Source organism: Mesorhizobium sp. M0011 (assembly GCF_040324155.1).
GTDB lineage: Bacteria > Pseudomonadota > Alphaproteobacteria > Rhizobiales > Rhizobiaceae > Mesorhizobium.
In genome coordinates this window covers 1-16,558 of record NZ_JAMYVQ010000034.1, presented here as the reverse complement: position 1 = coordinate 16,558, position 16,558 = coordinate 1, and the positions used below count along the sequence as shown (strand labels likewise).

The following is a 16,558-nucleotide window of genomic DNA, read 5'->3' as shown; positions in this document are numbered from 1 at the left end:
TGCGTTTCAGTTTGTTTTTTCAAGCGCCCGCACGTCGGGATGAGCGCCTGTTATGAGCGAAACGACTTCCTCGTGATCGGTATCGGCAGCCAGCCGTTCGGCCACCTTGCGGCCGCGCCGGAACACCACGATGCGGTCGGCGACCTCGAAGACCTCGGAAATGTTGTGGCTGATGAGCACAACGGCACAGCCGCGCGCGGCAAGCCGCCGTGTCAGCGCCAGGACCTTGCGCGTTTCGGCAACGGCAAGGGCCGCAGTCGGCTCATCCATGATGACCAGCCTGGCATTCAGATTGAGCGCCCGGCAGATTGCGACGGCCTGGCGTTGCCCGCCCGACAGACTGCCAACAGGCGCTTCTGGATCGGAAATATGAGCATCGAGCTCCTTCAGCAGGCCGTCGACGCGCTGGCGCATTTCTTTGCGCTTCAGGAACGGAATGCCCAAAATGGAGCGTTTCAATTCACGGCCGAGAAAGACGTTTTCTGCGATCGACAGGTTCTCCGAAAGCGCCAGTTCCTGAAAGATCGTCGCGATCCCCGATGCCGCGGCATCCTTGGGCGAGTGAAAGGCGACCGGATTGCCCTCGATCACAAGCTCCCCACCACTGGGCGGATGAGCGCCTGCCAGGATCTTGATGAAGGTCGATTTGCCGGCGCCATTATCGCCGAGAAGCGCCAGCACCTCGCCGGAGCGGATCTCCAGATCGACATTTGCCAGCGCGGTCAGAGCGCCGAAGCGCTTGGCGATGTTTCTGGCGACAAGAAAGGGCTCTGTCATGACGGGTTCCCCGACGATTGCGGATCGGCTAGGCGTTGCTGACCCAGCGCAGCACGTTGGTCCAAAGCCTCGCGTAGCCAGGCCATTCGACAAAACTGTTCGGCAGCCAGTGAGGACCGATGTCCGACGTCCAGACCAGCGTACGCCCTTCGCCATGGCGCCCGGTGACCAGCAGGGGATGACCGCCCTGGTCCTGCGGCAGCCGCGCCAGGACCTCGACATCGTCGCGATCACGGGCGATGACCTCGTTGGCACCGAGCAGCAGCGGCCATTCGCCCTCGATGCCGGCAAAAAGCGGGTGGTCTCTGGAACCAGTGATCTCAGGACGAAAGCCCTCCGGAATTTCGAGCCGGTCATCATTGGGAAGGCAGGTCACCGGCAGCGCCTCCTCGACCGCCGTGCGATGCCAGCGCGCCTTGCCGTCAATGCCCTGGAAGCTGAAATAGCCGCCGATCATGATCAGGCCGCCGCCGGCCAGCGTCCAGTCGCGCAGGAGCTTGAGCCGGTTGGGAACCGTTTTGCCGTGCAGCCAGACATCGGGGTGGAGCAGGAGCGAATTCGCGCCAATGTCGGACAGGATGATCGCCCTGTATTGCGACAGCCCTTCCATGGTGAAAGGCAGCTTCTCGACGGCCTCGTGGGCGGGCATGTAGTCGAGATCGAATTCGCTGCCCTTCAAAGCGTCCACCAGGGGTGTTGCGCCCAGGTGAAAGGTGACGCTGCCGAACTGGTCGAACCCCTTGTAGTGGGTCGCCGAACTCACCCAGCTTTCGCCGACAAGAAGGACTTTTGTTTTCGCCATGATCATACTCTCCTGATTTCGTCGGTTGATGCGGTTTTCCGCGCCAGGTCGAACGTCGATAAGCCATTGTTTTAACTGGCTATCACGGCATTGTTCGCCAGGGCCGCAGCCTTCAGCGTGGCAAAGTCTGCGATGTAACCCTGCGCGCCTTCGACCGTTGTCGTCAGGCTCGCCCCGATTGCCGCATAGCGCGCGGCGTCGCCCAGCGACGCGCCATGCAGCCAAAGGGCAAGGAAGATGCCGGCAAAGCTGTCGCCGGCGCCCGTCGCGTCGACGCGATTGACCGGCAGCGCCGGCACCTCGATCTGCGGACCGCCATTCGCCGGAAAAACGACGGCGCCGAACTCGCCGAGGGTGAGCACGACCGTTCCCCGTTGTTTGATGCGTGACAGCATCAGCCGCACCTCTTCGATCGTCGTCGCCATGCGGCTGCGAAAGTCGAAGATCTCCCGTATCATCACATCGTTGATGAAGGTCAGATCGATCTGTTTGACCATCTGCGAGAAGGTTTCCGGCGTGCGGACGCTTTTGGGAAGACCGGCCGAATGCAGGCTCACCTTCCAGCCCGCCTGATGAAAGCGCGCGATGGACGCGGTCATCGTCTCGTAGTGAAAGCCTTCGATATGAAGGCAGGCCGAACGTTGCTCGGGCTGAATATCCAGATTGGCTGTCAGGTCGACCTCGCCAAGCTCGAACGGTTCGCTGATGATCGTCCGGCTGCCGTTGCGCTCGATGATCACGATCGCCTGGGAGAGGCGGTTGTTGGGCGTGTTGCGGATCGGCAAGGCGTGGACCCCCAATTTCGAAAGCGCGCCGAGCGCCCAATCGCTCTCTGGATCCTGGCCGACCGCTGTCGCCAGCTCAACGTCCAGCGCGTAGGGAGCTCCGATGCCGGCGGCGGCAACCGCGAGATTGGCCGCGGGGCCACCCAACGCCTTGTCGATGTGGCTGGCGGTGATCCGGTCGTCGCGATGCGGCAGCACGTCGACGCGGCACAGGAAGTCGACACTCACCCTACCGGCGACCAGAAGTCTTGGCAGATGGTCGAGATTCTTTGGCCTGCGTGGTGCGCGGCCCGGCAGTGAGCGCGCAAAGGAGCTCGGCCGATACATCAGCGCGGCAACCGCCTTCTCGATGCGGTCGCGCGTGCCTTCCCTCAGGCTGGCCGTTCCATTGATGAAGTTCGACACCGTGCCGATGGAGACACCGGCGGTTCGTGCGACATCCGCTATGGTCGGGCGCTTGCGTTGCAATGGCGGAGTTCCAATTGAAGCGTTTCAAAACGGTAGCAGCGAAAATGCGATGCCTCAACGGAATTATCTTCTAAAAATCAAAAAGAGAATTCTTATAGATTGGAAGATTAATCCAGAAATAGAGCGGATACTGGGCTCCTCTTTCCAAGATTGAACAATTTTCAAATTTTTTGGCAAAAGATTGTGCAAGCGAATTTCCTGCACTTCATTCGATCGCCCGGGCTTGATCGGACGGTCGTGGCATGCCCCCGGCCCGTCAGATCAGCAACAGGCCCTTCATGCTGGCGTATCCCTTGCGCCCGATGATGATGTGGTCGTGCACCGCGATGCCCAGCCGCTTGCCCGCCTCGATGATCTCCTTCGTCATTTCGATATCGGCTCGTGAGGGTGTGGGGTCGCCTGACGGGTGATTGTGGACCAGGATGATGGCGGTGGCCGAGAGTTCGAGGGCGCGCCTGACCACCTCGCGCGGGTAGACGGGCGTATGGTCGACGGTGCCTGTCTGCTGAACCTCGTCGGCGATCAGCGCGTTCTTCTTGTCGAGGAACAGGATGCGGAACTGCTCGCGCGCCTCGAAGGCCATGACCGACCGGCAATAGGCAAGAAGCTGTGTCCAGGACGAGAGGACTTCGCGACTCTGCACCTCTCCGCGCGCCATGCGCTGCGCGGTTGCCGCGACGATCTTGAGATCGAGCGCCACCGCAGGGCCAATGCCCTTGACTTCCTGCAGGAGGCCAACCGGCGCCCCGAGCACTTCGGCCAGCGTGCCGAAGCGCGCCAGCAGCGCCTTGGCCGCCGGTTTGGTGTCGGCACGAGGGATCAGGCGAAAAAGCAGAAGTTCCAGAAGTTCGTAATCGGGCAGGGCGTCCGGGCCCGCCAGGGCAAAACGCTCGCGCAGTCGGTCGCGGTGACCGAGGTAATGGGGCTTTTCGTCGAGCGTCGCCTTGGCTTTCGCCGCAGGCCGCATCGGCGCTTCGGAGAAGAAACTCCGCTCGTCGTCGTCGTTTGTGTTCCCCATACACCGCCCACATTGCTCCAGCGCAGACATTAGAACCGTTCTGGCCGGGATTGAAACAGTTCTGTTCCCCGATCGCGAGACGATCCACGGCAGATCGTGGCAGCTCCCGCTGTCAGTCTATGGCTTCCCTATACGGCAAGATGAAACCACGATTGCGCAACAAAACTTAACATCACTTAACGCATGCGGCCACTTTCACCTGACATGTTGGCGCCATCGGAGGCTCGTGGCCTCGTTATACTGGAGCGCGCATGTTCGCCAAAATCGACTCTGGACTATTTGCCGGCCGGGCATCTCTCGCGGCCATGGCAATCCTGCTTTCGACGCATTCGGAGGGCGCGCTGGCGGCAGACGCCATTGCCGTGAATTCCGATGATTTTACCCTGCCGCCCGAGCCTTCCCGTTTCGGGCGTTTCGAACAGAAGCTGGCCGACTGGCATGTCGTGCTCGGCGGCGGGGCCATCATCGTCCCCAAATACGAGGGCAGCGATGAGTTCAAGATCATGCCGGTGCCTTTCGTCACGGCGACATTCCTCGACACGGTGACGATCGATCCGACAGGTGCCAACATCGCCGTCTATGGACAAGGACCGTTCGCGTTCAGCGCGCGGCTTGGCTATGAGATGGGCCGCAAGGAAGACGACTCCGACCATCTGCGCGGCTTGGGGGATGTCGACATGGGCGCGACGGTCGGCGTGAAGGCAGCGGCGAAGTTCGGTCCAGCCGAAATATTCGCGCAGCTGGACAAGACCATCGGCGGCAGCGATGGCCTGGAGGGCAGGGTGGGGATCGAGGTGACCCGGCCTCTGTCTCAATCGTTGATGATCGGCGCCAGCGCGTCCGCCGTCATTGCCGACGAAAATTACATGCAGGCCTATTTTGGCGTCACGCCCGAACAATCGGCTCGCTCGGGGCTGGCGCGCTATGATGCCGGCGCCGGTTTGAAGCGCGCCGATTTTTCGATTTCCGCCACATATATGCTCGACGAGAACTGGATGGTGCGCGGCGAAGCGGGGGTCGGCGTTCTCTTGGGTGACGCTGCCGACAGCCCCGTTGTCGTCGAAAAGATCCAGCCTTCAGGGATGCTTCTCGTCGGATATCGGTTCTGACGCCTACCAGGCACCAAATGCAGGCTAGACAAACTCCGGAATGGCACAGCAACGGCACCAAAGCGATTTGAGCGCCGAATCCAGGTCGGCAAGGCAAGGTTCGCGCATCCTCATTGTCGAAGACGATCTTGAGATCGCACGCATGCTGGGCGAGACGCTCACCGACAACGGCATGATCGTGGAAATTGCCGAGAGCGGCGTCCAGATGAATGCCGCGCTTCGCAACCAGAAATTCGATCTCATCGTGCTCGATGTCATGCTGCCGGGCGAAAACGGTCTCAACATCTGTCGCCGTCTTCGTGCCGGAACCAACATTCCGATCCTGATGCTGACCGCGCTCGGTGAGGAAATCGACCGCATCTTCGGGCTGGAAATCGGCGCGGACGACTATGTGACGAAACCGTTCAGCGCACGCGAACTGACGGCCAGGATACGGGCGCTGCTGCGCCGTACAGCCTATGCTCCAGACGAGCGGGACTGGTCGAAGGTGCTTCGTTTCAACGGCTGGCGCCTCGATCCCATACGACGGCAATTGCATGACCCCAACAATGCGCGGGTTACGACCACGACGCATGAATTCGACCTGTTGCTTGCGTTTTGTCGCAATGCAGGCCGGGTTCTCTCGCGCGAGGAACTTCTGGGCGTAACCCATGCCGGGCTCGCGGGGCCGATCGAGCGTAGCGTCGATGTCCATATCAGTCGAATCCGCAGGAAGATCGAAAAGGATGCGCGCGATCCGGTGCTTTTGAGGACTGTTCGGTTGGGTGGCTACATCTTCACCGCGACGGTGGAGGAAGCATGAGGGGTTTCATCCGCCGTTTCTTGCCACAGTCCGTGCGTGGGCAGTTTGTGGCAATCATTTTCATCGCGGTGATCGTGATCATGTTCGTCGGTTCGGTCGTCGAGATTTTCATAGAGAACGTCGACCTTCCCGCCGCGGAAGATAACGCAAGGCGTGCGGCCGTTGTTGCTGCCTTGTTGCAAGAAACGCCGGCGGAGGCGCGTGGGGCAATTCTGGCGACAGCAAAGCGGGCCGGCTTTGATTTCGAGATATTGCCCAAGGACCAGATACGCGGCATTCCCCAGTCCTATCTGCAATGGCGAAGTGTCGAATGGCTTTTGCGTATCGACAGGGGGACGGTTGATGGACGCTGGCTAAGGATCGGCGGCCGATACGCATTTGTCATCGATTTGGACCAGCAGGACGTCCTGGCCCATTTCGGCATGCCCGATTCCTGGCTGACATCGGGCCTCGTCCGTGCCTCGTTCTACAGGTTCATGGCTTTCGTCGCCTTGCCCGTGCTGATCTGGCTGTTTGCGGTTTGGGCCGTGACGGATCCATTGAAGCGCATCTCGGCAGCAGTCGGTTCGGCCGAGATCGAGAATGGCGAACAGCTCTTCGTCGAACACGGCTCCATTGAAATGGTGGGCTTGGCGCGCGCCCTGAACAGGATGAGGACGCGCATCCGCACCATGATCGAAAATCGCACGCGCATGTTGCGCAGCGTCAGTCATGATCTGCGCACGCCGTTGACGCGGCTGCGGCTTCGCGCCGAGCGTATGGATGATGGCCCAATCCGAACCGCAATCCTGTCCGATGTCCAGCACATCGAAATCTTGATCGACGAGACCCTGACCTATCTGCGCAACGATGTTTCGACGGAGAAGCTGCAGCGCGCCGACATTGCCAGCGTTCTGCAAACCGTCTGCGCCGAATTCTCCGATGTCGGATTTCCTGTCTCATATTCCGGGCCGGACCGGCTCCTGGGCTGGTGCAAGCCCAATGCATTGGCGCGTGCCATCGCCAATCTTTGCGACAACGGGGTCAAATTCGCTGGCAATGTCACGGTCGCCTTGACGGCGACCGGCACGGCGGCGCGCATCACGGTAGGGGATGACGGGCCGGGTATTCCGATGACGGCACGTGCTCGTGTTTTCGAACCATTCTTCAAGGAAGATGCGTCGCGCGGCATTGCATCGAAGCATGGCTTCGGTCTGGGCCTCTCGATCGTTGCCGACATCGTCCAGGGGCACGGCGGCAGGATCGAATTGGAGGACAACCAGCCCAGCGGACTGGTCGTTACCATCGACCTGCCGAATGCTGCGGATTTGCAGTCGGCATAGACGGCCTCCTGCCGGGTAGATGCGCCGCTAGGCCGGCAGGCCGGGGCGATCGAGCTTTTTGGGCGACAGCGTGAAAATCTCGCACCCTGTGTCGGTCACGCCGATCGTGTGCTCGTACTGCGCCGACAGCGAGCGGTCGCGCGTCACCGCGGTCCAGCCGTCCGACAGAACCTTCACATGCGGCCTGCCCAGATTGATCATCGGCTCGATGGTGAAGATCATGCCTGGCCGCATCTCGACGCCCTCATTGGCGCTGCCGTAATGCAGGATGTTCGGCGCGTCATGGAACAGCTGGCCGACGCCGTGGCCGCAGAAGTCGCGCACCACCGAGCAGCGCTCGCCTTCGGCAAAGGTCTGGATGGCGGCGCCGATGGCGCCGGTGCGGGCTCCCGGCCTGACCGCCGCAATGCCGCGCATCAGGCATTCATGCGTGACTTCGAGCAGGCGCTCGGCGGCGCGCTTGATCGTGCCGACCGGATACATGCGCGAAGAATCGCCGTGCCAGCCGTCGAGGATGTAGGTGACGTCGATGTTGACGATGTCGCCATCCTTGAGCGGCTTGTTGTCGGGAATGCCATGGCAGACGACATGGTTGATCGAGGTGCAGGACGATTTCGTGTAGCCGCGATAGTTGAGCGTCGCCGGCAGCGCGCCGTGGTCCATGCCGAATTCGAAGACGAAGCGGTCTATTGCTTCGGTGGTGACGCCGGGCTGGACCATCGGCACCAACTCGTCGAGGCAGCGTGCGGTGAGATCGCATGCCTTGCGCATGCCGGCAAAGCCGTCCTCGCCATAGAGGCGGATCTGGCCGGTATTTCTGAGCGGGGCCGTGGCGGCGTCGAGATAGGTGACCATTTTGTCCGTGTAGCGGGTAGGGCTCTGCAGGAGAGCCAGCGTGAAAATTTCCCCAGATTTGGCACTTGAGGGCAAAAGGTTCAAGGAAGAACTGTTTGATGCAGCCGCGCGCTTCCGGATATTTGCCTCGCATCGGCGATGTCTTACCGGTTTTTGCCCGGTTTGCTTCCCTTTCCGGCCGTGGTGCGTTAGGGCGGGTGATGTTTTCGAGATCGCGTCCCTTCGGGGCGGCCAGGCAAACCGGATGGCCTGAAGCGCCGCTGACGGCAGCGTGCTCATGCCTGATGCGCATGGTGCTGCTGGCGATGCTGTGCTTCGGCCTGCCGGCGGCGTCAGCCTTTGCGGGGTCTGCGCCAAGCGGTGCCAGTGTCGGTGTCGAGCGGTCGGGCGAGGTGGCGGCGCTGCTGCGTGTCACCGGCAAGGCGCAAGCGCTGGAAGTTCGTGCCGGCCGTCCGCTCCTGGTCAAGTTCGCCGGCGGCCATCCCGCGCTTCCGGTCCCCGACGCTGTTTTTCTTTGGGCCGAAGGAACATCGCAAAGAGCGATGGTTTCGGGATATGGGGCCGCCTCGGTTCCCGGGGCGCGCACCAACCAGCCGCGCGCACCGCCGACCATCACGGCCTGAGCGGTCCAGGACCGTACCCTTTACCTCATCGTTATTCCTGTTGCGTCGTGATCGTGCGGCGGCTGTCGGCCGCGCAGCGGTCGCGCGGCGCGTCATTTCCGGATTATTTCAATGCAACAACGCATCAAGACTTTCAAAACCCTGTCGCGCGCGGCCTCGGCTGCCATGTTCCTCTCCGTCCAGGCGCTCATCTGCATCGGAACCGTCTATTGGGCGGTTGCCGAGACGCTCGGCCTGTCGGCGATGGCGGCCCTTGTTCTCGGCGGCATCTTCGCCGTGCCGACGGTATTTGTACTGATCACCGCCATTCGCATGGTCGTCGACGCGGAGTCGGATTCGGCGAACCAGTGAGCATATGGCACCCAGGACAGATCTCGGATGCGCGATTTCTTTGGCGCGATGTGGCGGCCCGCGACCCAAGTGACGACACATTTCTGAGCCAAAAGCCGGTCAAAGCAACTTTTGACGACGAACGGCGTTGCCTCGGCGACGCCGTTCGGGAGACAGGACATGGATAGACTGCAATTCGAGGTGCCGGTGCGCATAGCGCCTGGATCCGGTCTGCCAGTCGAGGAAATCTATGGCGTCGAACAGGCGCTCGATTTTCTCCAGGACTGGCCTGCGCGCCGTCAGGGCCCGATCTATCAGAAAGCGTTCAACGCCTGCTTTGGCGCCACGGTGGACGTGGTCAAGACCGAGGATGCCTGCCGGGCGTTCATGGCGTTTTGCCGCGCCAGTGGACTGATGGCCAGGGACATGATGACGCCGCGCAAGCGCGGCGGTGAGGCGAGGGCGCTCCAGGCCTGAGGGCCGTCGCCCGTTTCGCCTGCCCCGATTCCTACGTCAACGATCGCGTTTGAACGCACGCGGCGATGTCGTGAGCGTAGGGCTGCGCCCTTTCGTCCCCGACGACCGCAGCACCTACGTCAGCGCCGTTAAGCTTCCGTTTCCACCTTCCCGGCTACGCCATTGCTTGTTGGCGATGGTGATTCGTTGCGTCAGTCTCATGGTTTGGAAGATGTCCCCAGAAAAAGTCCGTGCATTCCCGATCGACCGTCAGGTATTCTTGGTTAGAGAGGTTGCCGCCAAGCTCGGCAACCTGCATGGCGAGACCGCCACCTCGTTCTGGAGAGCCAAGGCGTCGGAGTTGCTCGATCTTGTGGTCGGATCCGGCAGGGACAGAACAGCAGCCGGCGATGAAGTGCGCAGGTTTTTCCTGGCCGTGCAGCGAGAGATGTTGGCTGATACGGCCTCGGAGTCGATGCCAATTCTTTCCGCTTGAAGCAAATCCTGAACCTCCATCCTCCACACATGCATCAGTAATTTGTAAATACGCTTACTCCGTTGTGTTTTTCGGAGACCCGGTCGTTGTTCGCGCGGTCTCGGCTGCGAATCCGGCAATTTCCCGCCGGCCTTGAGGGGCGGCCCACTCTGAGACATCGATGCGCTTGCGCGTTGGTCAGCCAGCGAAACACTTCTTTTTTGCAGCCAATGGACCACTGCTCAAAAATGCAACGAACTTTTTAGCCATTCGTTCATTTATGCGTGCTTTCTAATTTAAACCATGGCCTTGAGTAGCTTCACCCGTGTTCGGCTTGTAATGGACGCCATGCGCCGGAGCACGGGCGCAAATGTCGCTACCATTTTTGCCCTGACCTTGCCGGTCGTTGTCGGCGCTGCGGGCTTCGGCGTCGAGACCTCCTATTGGTACTACAACAGCCTGAGGTTACAGGCGACGGCCGATGCAGCCGCCTATGCCGGTGCGCTCGAACAGATCTCGGGTTCCGACAAGCCGACGATCGTCGCGGCCGCGACCCAGTCCGCGGCGTCGAACGGACTGGGCTCGGGCACGATCATCGTCAATACGCCGCCGGCGTCCGGACCGAATACGGCGAAAAAAGCGGTCGAGGTGATCGTCGGCCAGAAGCTCGACCGGATGTTCACCCTGATCTTCACACAGGAAAAGGTTCCCGAACAGGCGAGGGCGGTGGCCGTCATTACCGATGCCTCGAGTGCCTGCATGCTCGCGCTCGATCCGTCCGCGTCGCAGGCGGTGCTGTTTTCCGGCAGCACCAGCGTCAAGCTCAGCGGCTGCTCGGTCATGTCCAATTCGATCGCCTCGGACGCCATCAAGCTTCAGGGCGCGGCCAGTCTGCAGGCCGATTGCCTGATATCGGCGGGCGGTATCTCTCTCAGCAATCCCGTCACCACCGGCTGCGCGGCCCCGATCACCCAGGCGCTGCCTGCCGGCGATCCCTTTGTCGACCTGCCGGCCCCGGTGGCCGCGATCCCCTGCCAAAACGACAACAAGGCGACGCTCGGTCCAGGCACCTATTGCAGCGGCATGAACCTAAAAGGCAATGTCACGTTTTCGCCAGGCGTCTATGTCGTCCAGGGCAATTTCAAAATAAACGCCAACGCGGCCATCACCGGCACCGGGGTGACCATCTACATGTCGGGCAGCTCGACCGTCAGCATGAATGGCAATGCGTCCGTGAAGCTCAGCGCGGCGACTTCGGGCACCTACTCGGGCGTTCTGTTCTACGGCGACAGGACCGGCATGAGCGCATCCAGCACATTCAACGGCACAGCGGACTCGCTTTTGACCGGGGCCATCTATTTCCCCAAGCAGCAAGTGAACTATCTTGGCAATTTCTCGGGCAATGGCGGCTGCACCAGGGTCGTCGCCAATAGGATCCAATGGTCCGGTAACTCAACCATCAATCAGGATTGCTCGAGCCTCGGAGTGCCCAACATTCCAGCCGCGCGGTCCGTGGCGCTGTCCGAGTAGCTCCGTGGGGCGCCGATCAATGCCGATCCTTGGCGATGATTCGGGCGTTGCGGCGGTCGAGTTCGCCATGGTGCTGCCCATTTTGTGCCTGGTGCTGCTTGGTATTCTGGACGGCTGGTCCTACGTAACGAGCTCACTGTCGATGCGCGCCGGTGTGAAGACCGCCGCGAACCTGGTCATGAGCGGATCGACCGATGATGCGGCGACCCAGGCTCTTGCCATTGCGAGTTGGGAAAATCGGCCGGAAGACGGCCAGGTCACGCTAAGCCGCATCCGTATGTGCGGGGCGACGGTGGTCGACGCGTCCACCATGTGCAGTGGGCCGAAGGTGCCGTCGATCTATGTCCAGATACAGGCATCTGGCACCTGGGTGCCGCCAATTGCCTTCGGCCCATTTGCCACTTCCACTGTAATCGGTCACCAGGAGATGATCCGTGTCCGCTAGGGTAAGCGCGTTCTGGCGGGATCGATCGGGCGGGGCCGGGCTGGAGTTCGCGCTGATCGCGCCCTTCCTTGTCATGCTGCTGTTCGGAATCTTCGCCTTTGGCTGGTCGATGCACTCGGTCTCCAGTGTTCGCTATACGCTGGAGACGTCAGCGCGCTCGCTGCAGCTTAAGAACACGCTGACCCAGGCCGATATTCAATCGATCGCCACGCAGAAATTGCAGGCCTTGGGGTTTAAAGACGTGAACGTCACGATCGCCATCGACCCCGTGAGCGGCGGCTTCCGCATGGCGCATCTGACCGCGGCCTATGCCTTCGTCATCGACTTCCCCTACTTCAGTTCCTTCCCGATCAACTACGCGACAACCGTTACCGTGCCGCTGCTTGGCAGCGGCTAGGCTGTGGCCTGATAGCCTCGCGCGCTGGGGCTCTGCTTACTTGTACGCCTTGAGCGCGATCAGACCACCGAGAATGGTTATCGCCATGAGGATCAGCGCCCACGACACAATGTTGTGTGACAGACGCCTCCGGCGACTGCGCAGGGCCCGGTCCCGCCAGCGCTTGGCCTGATCAGCCCCTGTTTTTTGTCGATCCACATCCTTCTCCACGAGCAGAATGCGACTCATGCCGGCTGGTGTCCAGATCGGCACCGGTTTTGGCGGTCACGATGCAAGCTTGGCACTCAGCCTGCTTTTGATGGCACGGGGCTAGATAATATATTTCGTAGTGCTAATATTAAGGTGACGCTAGGTCATGTCCGACCATCTGTCGGGTGCAATATGGGGGTTCCAATGAGAGTGGCTGTATTTTGCGTGGCTGTCGTTTTCGCTACGGCTGGTGTCGCTGTTGCCAAGGAAAAGAAGGTGGCGGTCAGTGACGCCGCCGCCTTGTGTTCCACCAATCCGTCAGCCAAGAAGCCCGTTCCAAATCTGGACTGCGGTTTCACCGGAACCGCCAAACCGGAAGATAGCGGCGCAAAGGCAGAGCCGCGCCTCGGGTACGACTCCAACCCGTGGATTGTAACAGGCTTTTGACTTCGCATGGCGAATGCCGGTTGAAGCGCTGAAGAGAGTCGTCTTGACCGATGGGCGCCGCCCCCTGGGAGTGGAACGCAAGGGTCGGGCGCCGTTGAGAAGAAGGATGCGCAAATGGCCGCCTATCTGATCGCGGATGTAGACATAAAGGACGCTGCCGTGTTCGAGGAATACCGGCGGGATGTGCCGGCCACCGAGGAGCGTTATGGTGGGAAATATCTAGGTCGTGGCGGTGCGACCAAGGTTTTGGAAGGTGATTGGGAGCCACACCGTTTGGTTATTATCGAATTTCCCGACATGACGTCATTGATGGGCTGGTACAATTCGCCGGAATACGCGCGCCTTATCGAAATCCGTAAGCGTTGCGCCAATACCAGGATAATTGCGCTTGAGGGGGTTGCAACACCCACTCTTTGACCGTGGTGGCTCGCCTTCGCCTTCATCAGGCAGAATCCGGCTTTTTGCCCGAATCCGCACACCGCGAAGTCAGCTGTTTAAAGCCGGGAAACCAGGCAACCACTGCGGGGCTTTCTCATCATCGCAGTGCCGAAACCCAACTCGACCGTGCAATTGAAAAGCCCGCCACGGGGGCGACCTGCGGCGGGCTCTTGGAGCGGCTACATCCCTGAGGAATCGACCACTTTGTAGCAGGATTATGACCCGTGCGACCGCGTTGGCCTATGGTGTGATCGCGGAAGACAGGTCTTCGTTGAAGATAACGGCAGAGAGCTTCCCAGTGGCGGGCCATAGGGCAATCCCAGGTGCGGACCTCTGGATTGCCCATTTTTCTTGGAACCGTCGTGCCGCAGCGAAGTTCGGTACCAAAGGGACATTCCGAAATGGAGTTGATCATGAAACAGGTTCTTTTCGCTTCAGCCATTATGGCACTGTCAACTGGCCTCGCATTTGCGCAATCGACCGACACGACCACAGGCGGATCGTCGACCTCGACAACCAAGACCATGCCGAGCACTACGACCGATCAGGGGACGGATTCGACCACCACGAGTGGAACGAACTCGAACTCCGCCAAGGACTGCGCTCCGGGTCAACAAACTGGCAGCGCCAAGCAGGCCGCCCCAGGTCAACAGGACACCGATGCTAACTCGGCTGCTCCTGGCCAGATGAAAAAGACCACGGAAGGCTGCTGACCTGCCTTTGGACTGTCCCAGGTTGATGCATAGCGGTCGATTCTCAGGATGTAGCCGCTTTCGAAAAGCCTGTCGTGCTAGGCCGCCAAGGCGGGTTCGCCTCGCTGAAGGACTTCTGGGAGGTCCAATGAGGATGCGCCTAGACACCCTTTCAGCCGCCATTTATGTTAGACATCTCTAAAGTGCAGATGAGCCGCTCGGCTTTAGAGTGCGCCAAGGGCCTGCATTCGAGCTCTAACTTGTTGTGCTTTTCATCCGGGGGGACACCAGTATGACAAGCGAACGTCAGCACGAATACGAACTGGGGCATTCGGAAAGAGAACTGAAAAGGCTTGCGACGCAGGCGACATTGGTTGACCCGATGACACGGAATTACCTGCGGCGAGCTGGTCTCCGAGCGGGAATGCATGTCCTTGACGTGGGGAGCGGCGCCGGGGATGTCGCCTTTCTCGCGGCTGATGTTGTCGGACCCACAGGTCTTGTCATCGGCTCTGACAGGTCGGCGGAGGCTCTTGACGCTGCTCGGGCGAGAGCCGCGCAACGTGGTTTGGAGAATGTAATCTTCCACCAATGTGATCCTGCCACCTTCACTTTCGATGTATCGTTCGACGCTATCGTGGGCCGATACGTATTAATGTTCTCGCCCGATCCCGTCGAAATGTTGAGGGGCGTTGCGCGGCATCTTGCTCCCGGCGGCGTGATAGTATTCCACGAAGTCGATTGGACCGGCGCTGCCTCATTTCCCTCCGTCCCGACCTACGACAACTGCTTTCGATGTATCGTTGAGACATTTCGTCGGGTAGGGACCAACCCAAACATGGGCCTGCAACTCCATTCGACCTTCCTCAAAGCCGGGCTGCCGGCCCCTAGCATGGCGGTAAGTGCTCTAGCCGGAGGTGGATCAGACAGTCTGAGCGGCATTGATCTGATCTCCGATCTCGCAGCGATCATGGCTCCGGTCATGGAGCAGATGGGCGTTATCACAGCTTCAGAACTCGGTCCCGAGACGCTTCAAGATCGAATTCGCGCAGAGGTTTATGCAAGCGCAAGCGTGGTGGTCGGCCGATATGAGGTGGGTGCCTGGTCGCGACGAATGTAAGCACCATGATCATGCCTATGCCTTCTACGTCGCTTTCCTCGCCGAGCCGCCGCTTGATGTCACGGGCGGCGCTCGTGCGGGATATCGGCCCTCCAGCATTCAGCCCACGATGACCTGAAAGCCGGCCCATCGCCTCCTGACAGTCAATCTCAGGGTCACTCGCGCTCATGGTGCGTTGATCATGCGTTTCCTTCCACAGTGCTGTCCTCGTCCAATGCATGCGGAACCGGCAGATACGCATTAGCGACAGCCAATCGCCCACTATCGTTCGGATGGTCCGCCCTCCTGAGCCCCATTTCTTCCGCCACGCCCGACAGGGGCTCTTGGACCCTCGGGTCAAGCGCTGGGTTACGTTTCGGAGCATCAGGGCCGCTCGTAGGAGCATTACCAGAAGGTCCGCGCGGGAAAGGTCGGCGGGCGGGTTCTTTGTTAAAATCGCCCGGCAGCCCGAAAAAAGTTTTCCAGACCGGTGCGGATTTGTTCCCAACCCCACTACTGCTGCTCGGGCATTTCAGTATTTTTCTGAGGGTCTTTTTTCACGCCTGGGCTGGGTGACGTGTCCGCTGGCGCATTACCGCCCTGGTTTTGCTCAGGAGCACGCTTGAACGGTGCCGTCTGCCAAGAGCCGTTCGATAAAGGCGTGAGTACAAAGAATGCTATCAGGCCTAGAAAAAGGACGGCGATAACCGCCACGCCCCACGCCATGAGTCTTCGCGTGCCACGCTGTTCTTGCCTGCGAGATAGATTGTCCACCATTGCTCCGGCCTTTCGTGACGTGGCGCTGGTGAGCAACGCGCCTCCCGAACTCGGTTCCGCCCGTCGTCCGACATCAGGCTTCGCCTTGAGGCGGCTTCCCGTCGCAGTGACGGTCTGCGGTTTCTGCTTTCTGCTCCGGGGGTGGCGTCTCCGCTCGAATCACCGGTTCCAGGTCGTTGGGAAAATTTGGCGCGTCGACTGGCAGTTTCGGCAGCAAATCTTTTTCGTCCGGTGATAGCGACGGAAGTATCTCTGCCACCTCGGCCAGGATGTCGTTTACGATCCCGTTCATTGCGTGCCTGCTGCAAAAATATCTCCTCTCGAACTTCGCTATTGCATCAAAGTTCCGGCCCCTAAGGATGCGTCGTTCATTCAGTGGCACGGGACGGACCGGTGAATTGGCCACTGTTCGAACCCTGCTGGTGATCTGATTTCCATCCAAGGTTTGGCCCGCTGCCGAACGGTGGGGGCTTTTTGTGTAATAGCGGAACCTGATATATCGAGGGGGGTTGGAAATGGCGGCAGCGTCCCCCGCTGCCGGGCCGAGGCTCCAAGCCCCGGCCGGGTCCGCCTCTGCCCGCCAGTGGGGGCGGACCCACTGGAACACGCTCCGAAAAGGAAGGTTGTGTGCGTCAAGTTCTGCAAAATGGGCGATCATGAAGCTGGTCATGCGGCTTGGCGTAGAGCGAGCTTCTTGTGCTCGCGCAGGTCGTCCATGTTGA

At 60.4% G+C, this 16,558-nt stretch carries 22 protein-coding genes; 14 read left to right on the top strand and 8 right to left on the bottom strand.

Annotation, left to right across the window (positions count from 1 at the left end):
• Window positions 1-6: 6 nt before the first annotated feature.
• From NKK51_RS27375 to radC, 4 genes are all read right to left on the bottom strand, one after another.
• On the bottom strand, window positions 7-777 hold the full coding sequence (locus tag NKK51_RS27375) for an ATP-binding cassette domain-containing protein (RefSeq protein ID WP_023810449.1): 771 nt from the start codon (window positions 775-777) through the stop codon (window positions 7-9).
• A 28-nt stretch (window positions 778-805) separates the two neighbouring features.
• Complete coding sequence (locus tag NKK51_RS27370) at window positions 806-1,579, bottom strand: glutamine amidotransferase (protein WP_023810450.1); 774 nt, start codon at window positions 1,577-1,579, stop codon at window positions 806-808.
• 71 nt (window positions 1,580-1,650) lie between these two features.
• On the bottom strand, window positions 1,651-2,832 hold the full coding sequence (locus tag NKK51_RS27365) for a carbohydrate kinase family protein (RefSeq protein ID WP_023810451.1): 1,182 nt from the start codon (window positions 2,830-2,832) through the stop codon (window positions 1,651-1,653).
• A gap of 256 nt (window positions 2,833-3,088) precedes the next feature.
• Entirely contained in the window at window positions 3,089-3,850 is a 762-nt protein-coding gene (gene radC, locus NKK51_RS27360; protein WP_127293273.1) for a RadC family protein, read from the bottom strand.
• A gap of 251 nt (window positions 3,851-4,101) precedes the next feature.
• On the opposite strand from radC, the gene NKK51_RS27355 reads away from it, so the two are divergent.
• Genes NKK51_RS27355 through NKK51_RS27345 form a run of 3 tightly spaced genes read left to right on the top strand, consistent with a single transcriptional unit; the run spans window position 4,102 to window position 7,083 of the window.
• Window positions 4,102-4,959: a MipA/OmpV family protein gene (locus NKK51_RS27355; protein WP_352555243.1), complete on the top strand. Its 858-nt coding sequence runs from the start codon at window positions 4,102-4,104 to the stop codon at window positions 4,957-4,959.
• 40 nt (window positions 4,960-4,999) lie between these two features.
• Window positions 5,000-5,761 carry a response regulator gene (locus tag NKK51_RS27350; RefSeq protein ID WP_032900681.1) on the top strand — a complete coding sequence of 254 codons (762 nt, stop codon included), beginning with the start codon at window positions 5,000-5,002 and terminating at the stop codon, window positions 5,759-5,761.
• Entirely contained in the window at window positions 5,758-7,083 is a 1,326-nt protein-coding gene (locus NKK51_RS27345; protein ID WP_352440217.1) for a sensor histidine kinase, read from the top strand. Before NKK51_RS27350 ends, NKK51_RS27345 begins: the two co-directional genes overlap by 4 nt.
• Window positions 7,084-7,110: 27 nt before the next feature.
• Here the strand turns inward: NKK51_RS27345 and map are convergent, their stop codons facing one another.
• Window positions 7,111-7,938 (bottom strand): type I methionyl aminopeptidase, encoded by an 828-nt coding sequence (gene map / locus NKK51_RS27340; RefSeq protein ID WP_013532002.1) that lies wholly within the window; start codon window positions 7,936-7,938, stop codon window positions 7,111-7,113.
• 200 nt (window positions 7,939-8,138) lie between these two features.
• On the opposite strand from map, the gene NKK51_RS27335 reads away from it, so the two are divergent.
• The 7 genes from NKK51_RS27335 (at window position 8,139) to NKK51_RS27305 (ending at window position 12,194) form a co-directional block, all read left to right on the top strand.
• Complete coding sequence (locus tag NKK51_RS27335) at window positions 8,139-8,561, top strand: hypothetical protein (RefSeq protein WP_352440218.1); 423 nt, start codon at window positions 8,139-8,141, stop codon at window positions 8,559-8,561.
• A 111-nt stretch (window positions 8,562-8,672) separates the two neighbouring features.
• Window positions 8,673-8,912, top strand: a complete 240-nt coding sequence (locus NKK51_RS27330) for a hypothetical protein (protein WP_352555241.1) — start codon at window positions 8,673-8,675, stop codon at window positions 8,910-8,912.
• A 159-nt stretch (window positions 8,913-9,071) separates the two neighbouring features.
• Window positions 9,072-9,368: a DUF982 domain-containing protein gene (locus NKK51_RS27325; protein ID WP_352555239.1), complete on the top strand. Its 297-nt coding sequence runs from the start codon at window positions 9,072-9,074 to the stop codon at window positions 9,366-9,368.
• A gap of 49 nt (window positions 9,369-9,417) precedes the next feature.
• Window positions 9,418-9,843 carry a DUF6074 family protein gene (locus tag NKK51_RS27320; protein WP_352555237.1) on the top strand — a complete coding sequence of 142 codons (426 nt, stop codon included), beginning with the start codon at window positions 9,418-9,420 and terminating at the stop codon, window positions 9,841-9,843.
• A gap of 327 nt (window positions 9,844-10,170) precedes the next feature.
• Window positions 10,171-11,352, top strand: coding sequence for a pilus assembly protein TadG-related protein (locus NKK51_RS27315; RefSeq protein WP_502902506.1), 1,182 nt, complete (start codon window positions 10,171-10,173; stop codon window positions 11,350-11,352).
• 19 nt (window positions 11,353-11,371) lie between these two features.
• Entirely contained in the window at window positions 11,372-11,797 is a 426-nt protein-coding gene (locus tag NKK51_RS27310; protein WP_352555233.1) for a TadE/TadG family type IV pilus assembly protein, read from the top strand.
• Window positions 11,787-12,194, top strand: coding sequence for a TadE/TadG family type IV pilus assembly protein (locus tag NKK51_RS27305; RefSeq protein ID WP_256748142.1), 408 nt, complete (start codon window positions 11,787-11,789; stop codon window positions 12,192-12,194). The genes NKK51_RS27310 and NKK51_RS27305 overlap by 11 nt, the downstream gene beginning before the upstream one ends.
• A gap of 36 nt (window positions 12,195-12,230) precedes the next feature.
• On the opposite strand, the gene NKK51_RS27300 is transcribed toward NKK51_RS27305, so the two are convergent.
• Window positions 12,231-12,422, bottom strand: a complete 192-nt coding sequence (locus NKK51_RS27300) for a hypothetical protein (RefSeq protein ID WP_352555231.1) — start codon at window positions 12,420-12,422, stop codon at window positions 12,231-12,233.
• Window positions 12,423-12,587: 165 nt separating this feature from the next.
• On the opposite strand from NKK51_RS27300, the gene NKK51_RS27295 reads away from it, so the two are divergent.
• The 4 genes from NKK51_RS27295 (at window position 12,588) to NKK51_RS27280 (ending at window position 15,080) form a co-directional block, all read left to right on the top strand.
• Window positions 12,588-12,830 (top strand): hypothetical protein, encoded by a 243-nt coding sequence (locus NKK51_RS27295; protein WP_352555229.1) that lies wholly within the window; start codon window positions 12,588-12,590, stop codon window positions 12,828-12,830.
• 114 nt (window positions 12,831-12,944) lie between these two features.
• Window positions 12,945-13,247, top strand: coding sequence for a DUF1330 domain-containing protein (locus NKK51_RS27290; protein ID WP_352555227.1), 303 nt, complete (start codon window positions 12,945-12,947; stop codon window positions 13,245-13,247).
• A gap of 434 nt (window positions 13,248-13,681) precedes the next feature.
• Entirely contained in the window at window positions 13,682-13,981 is a 300-nt protein-coding gene (locus NKK51_RS27285; RefSeq protein ID WP_127297149.1) for a hypothetical protein, read from the top strand.
• A 271-nt stretch (window positions 13,982-14,252) separates the two neighbouring features.
• Entirely contained in the window at window positions 14,253-15,080 is an 828-nt protein-coding gene (locus NKK51_RS27280) for a class I SAM-dependent methyltransferase (RefSeq protein ID WP_164892885.1), read from the top strand.
• A 492-nt stretch (window positions 15,081-15,572) separates the two neighbouring features.
• Here NKK51_RS27280 and NKK51_RS27275 read toward each other — a convergent pair whose 3' ends face one another.
• Both NKK51_RS27275 and NKK51_RS27270 read right to left on the bottom strand, forming a co-directional pair.
• On the bottom strand, window positions 15,573-15,872 hold the full coding sequence (locus NKK51_RS27275) for a hypothetical protein (protein WP_352555225.1): 300 nt from the start codon (window positions 15,870-15,872) through the stop codon (window positions 15,573-15,575).
• A gap of 37 nt (window positions 15,873-15,909) precedes the next feature.
• A complete protein-coding gene (locus tag NKK51_RS27270; RefSeq protein WP_155930570.1) occupies window positions 15,910-16,128 on the bottom strand; it encodes a hypothetical protein in 219 nt (72 codons plus the stop codon).
• Window positions 16,129-16,558: the final 430 nt, after the last annotated feature.

Coding starts and splice junctions, on each gene's coding strand:
- NKK51_RS27290 (WP_352555227.1), top strand. CDS start 12,945: ATGGCCGCCTATCTGATCGCGGATGTAGACATAAAGGACGCTGCCGTG.
- radC (WP_127293273.1), bottom strand. CDS start 3,850: ATGGGGAACACAAACGACGACGACGAGCGGAGTTTCTTCTCCGAAGCG.
- NKK51_RS27370 (WP_023810450.1), bottom strand. CDS start 1,579: ATGGCGAAAACAAAAGTCCTTCTTGTCGGCGAAAGCTGGGTGAGTTCG.
- NKK51_RS27280 (WP_164892885.1), top strand. CDS start 14,253: ATGACAAGCGAACGTCAGCACGAATACGAACTGGGGCATTCGGAAAGA.
- NKK51_RS27330 (WP_352555241.1), top strand. CDS start 8,673: ATGCAACAACGCATCAAGACTTTCAAAACCCTGTCGCGCGCGGCCTCG.
- NKK51_RS27375 (WP_023810449.1), bottom strand. CDS start 777: ATGACAGAGCCCTTTCTTGTCGCCAGAAACATCGCCAAGCGCTTCGGC.
- NKK51_RS27335 (WP_352440218.1), top strand. CDS start 8,139: ATGTTTTCGAGATCGCGTCCCTTCGGGGCGGCCAGGCAAACCGGATGG.
- NKK51_RS27345 (WP_352440217.1), top strand. CDS start 5,758: ATGAGGGGTTTCATCCGCCGTTTCTTGCCACAGTCCGTGCGTGGGCAG.
- NKK51_RS27270 (WP_155930570.1), bottom strand. CDS start 16,128: ATGAACGGGATCGTAAACGACATCCTGGCCGAGGTGGCAGAGATACTT.
- NKK51_RS27300 (WP_352555231.1), bottom strand. CDS start 12,422: ATGAGTCGCATTCTGCTCGTGGAGAAGGATGTGGATCGACAAAAAACA.
- NKK51_RS27315 (WP_502902506.1), top strand. CDS start 10,171: ATGCGCCGGAGCACGGGCGCAAATGTCGCTACCATTTTTGCCCTGACC.
- NKK51_RS27325 (WP_352555239.1), top strand. CDS start 9,072: ATGGATAGACTGCAATTCGAGGTGCCGGTGCGCATAGCGCCTGGATCC.
- NKK51_RS27285 (WP_127297149.1), top strand. CDS start 13,682: ATGAAACAGGTTCTTTTCGCTTCAGCCATTATGGCACTGTCAACTGGC.
- NKK51_RS27310 (WP_352555233.1), top strand. CDS start 11,372: ATGCCGATCCTTGGCGATGATTCGGGCGTTGCGGCGGTCGAGTTCGCC.
- NKK51_RS27355 (WP_352555243.1), top strand. CDS start 4,102: ATGTTCGCCAAAATCGACTCTGGACTATTTGCCGGCCGGGCATCTCTC.
- NKK51_RS27350 (WP_032900681.1), top strand. CDS start 5,000: ATGGCACAGCAACGGCACCAAAGCGATTTGAGCGCCGAATCCAGGTCG.
- NKK51_RS27295 (WP_352555229.1), top strand. CDS start 12,588: ATGAGAGTGGCTGTATTTTGCGTGGCTGTCGTTTTCGCTACGGCTGGT.
- map (WP_013532002.1), bottom strand. CDS start 7,938: ATGGTCACCTATCTCGACGCCGCCACGGCCCCGCTCAGAAATACCGGC.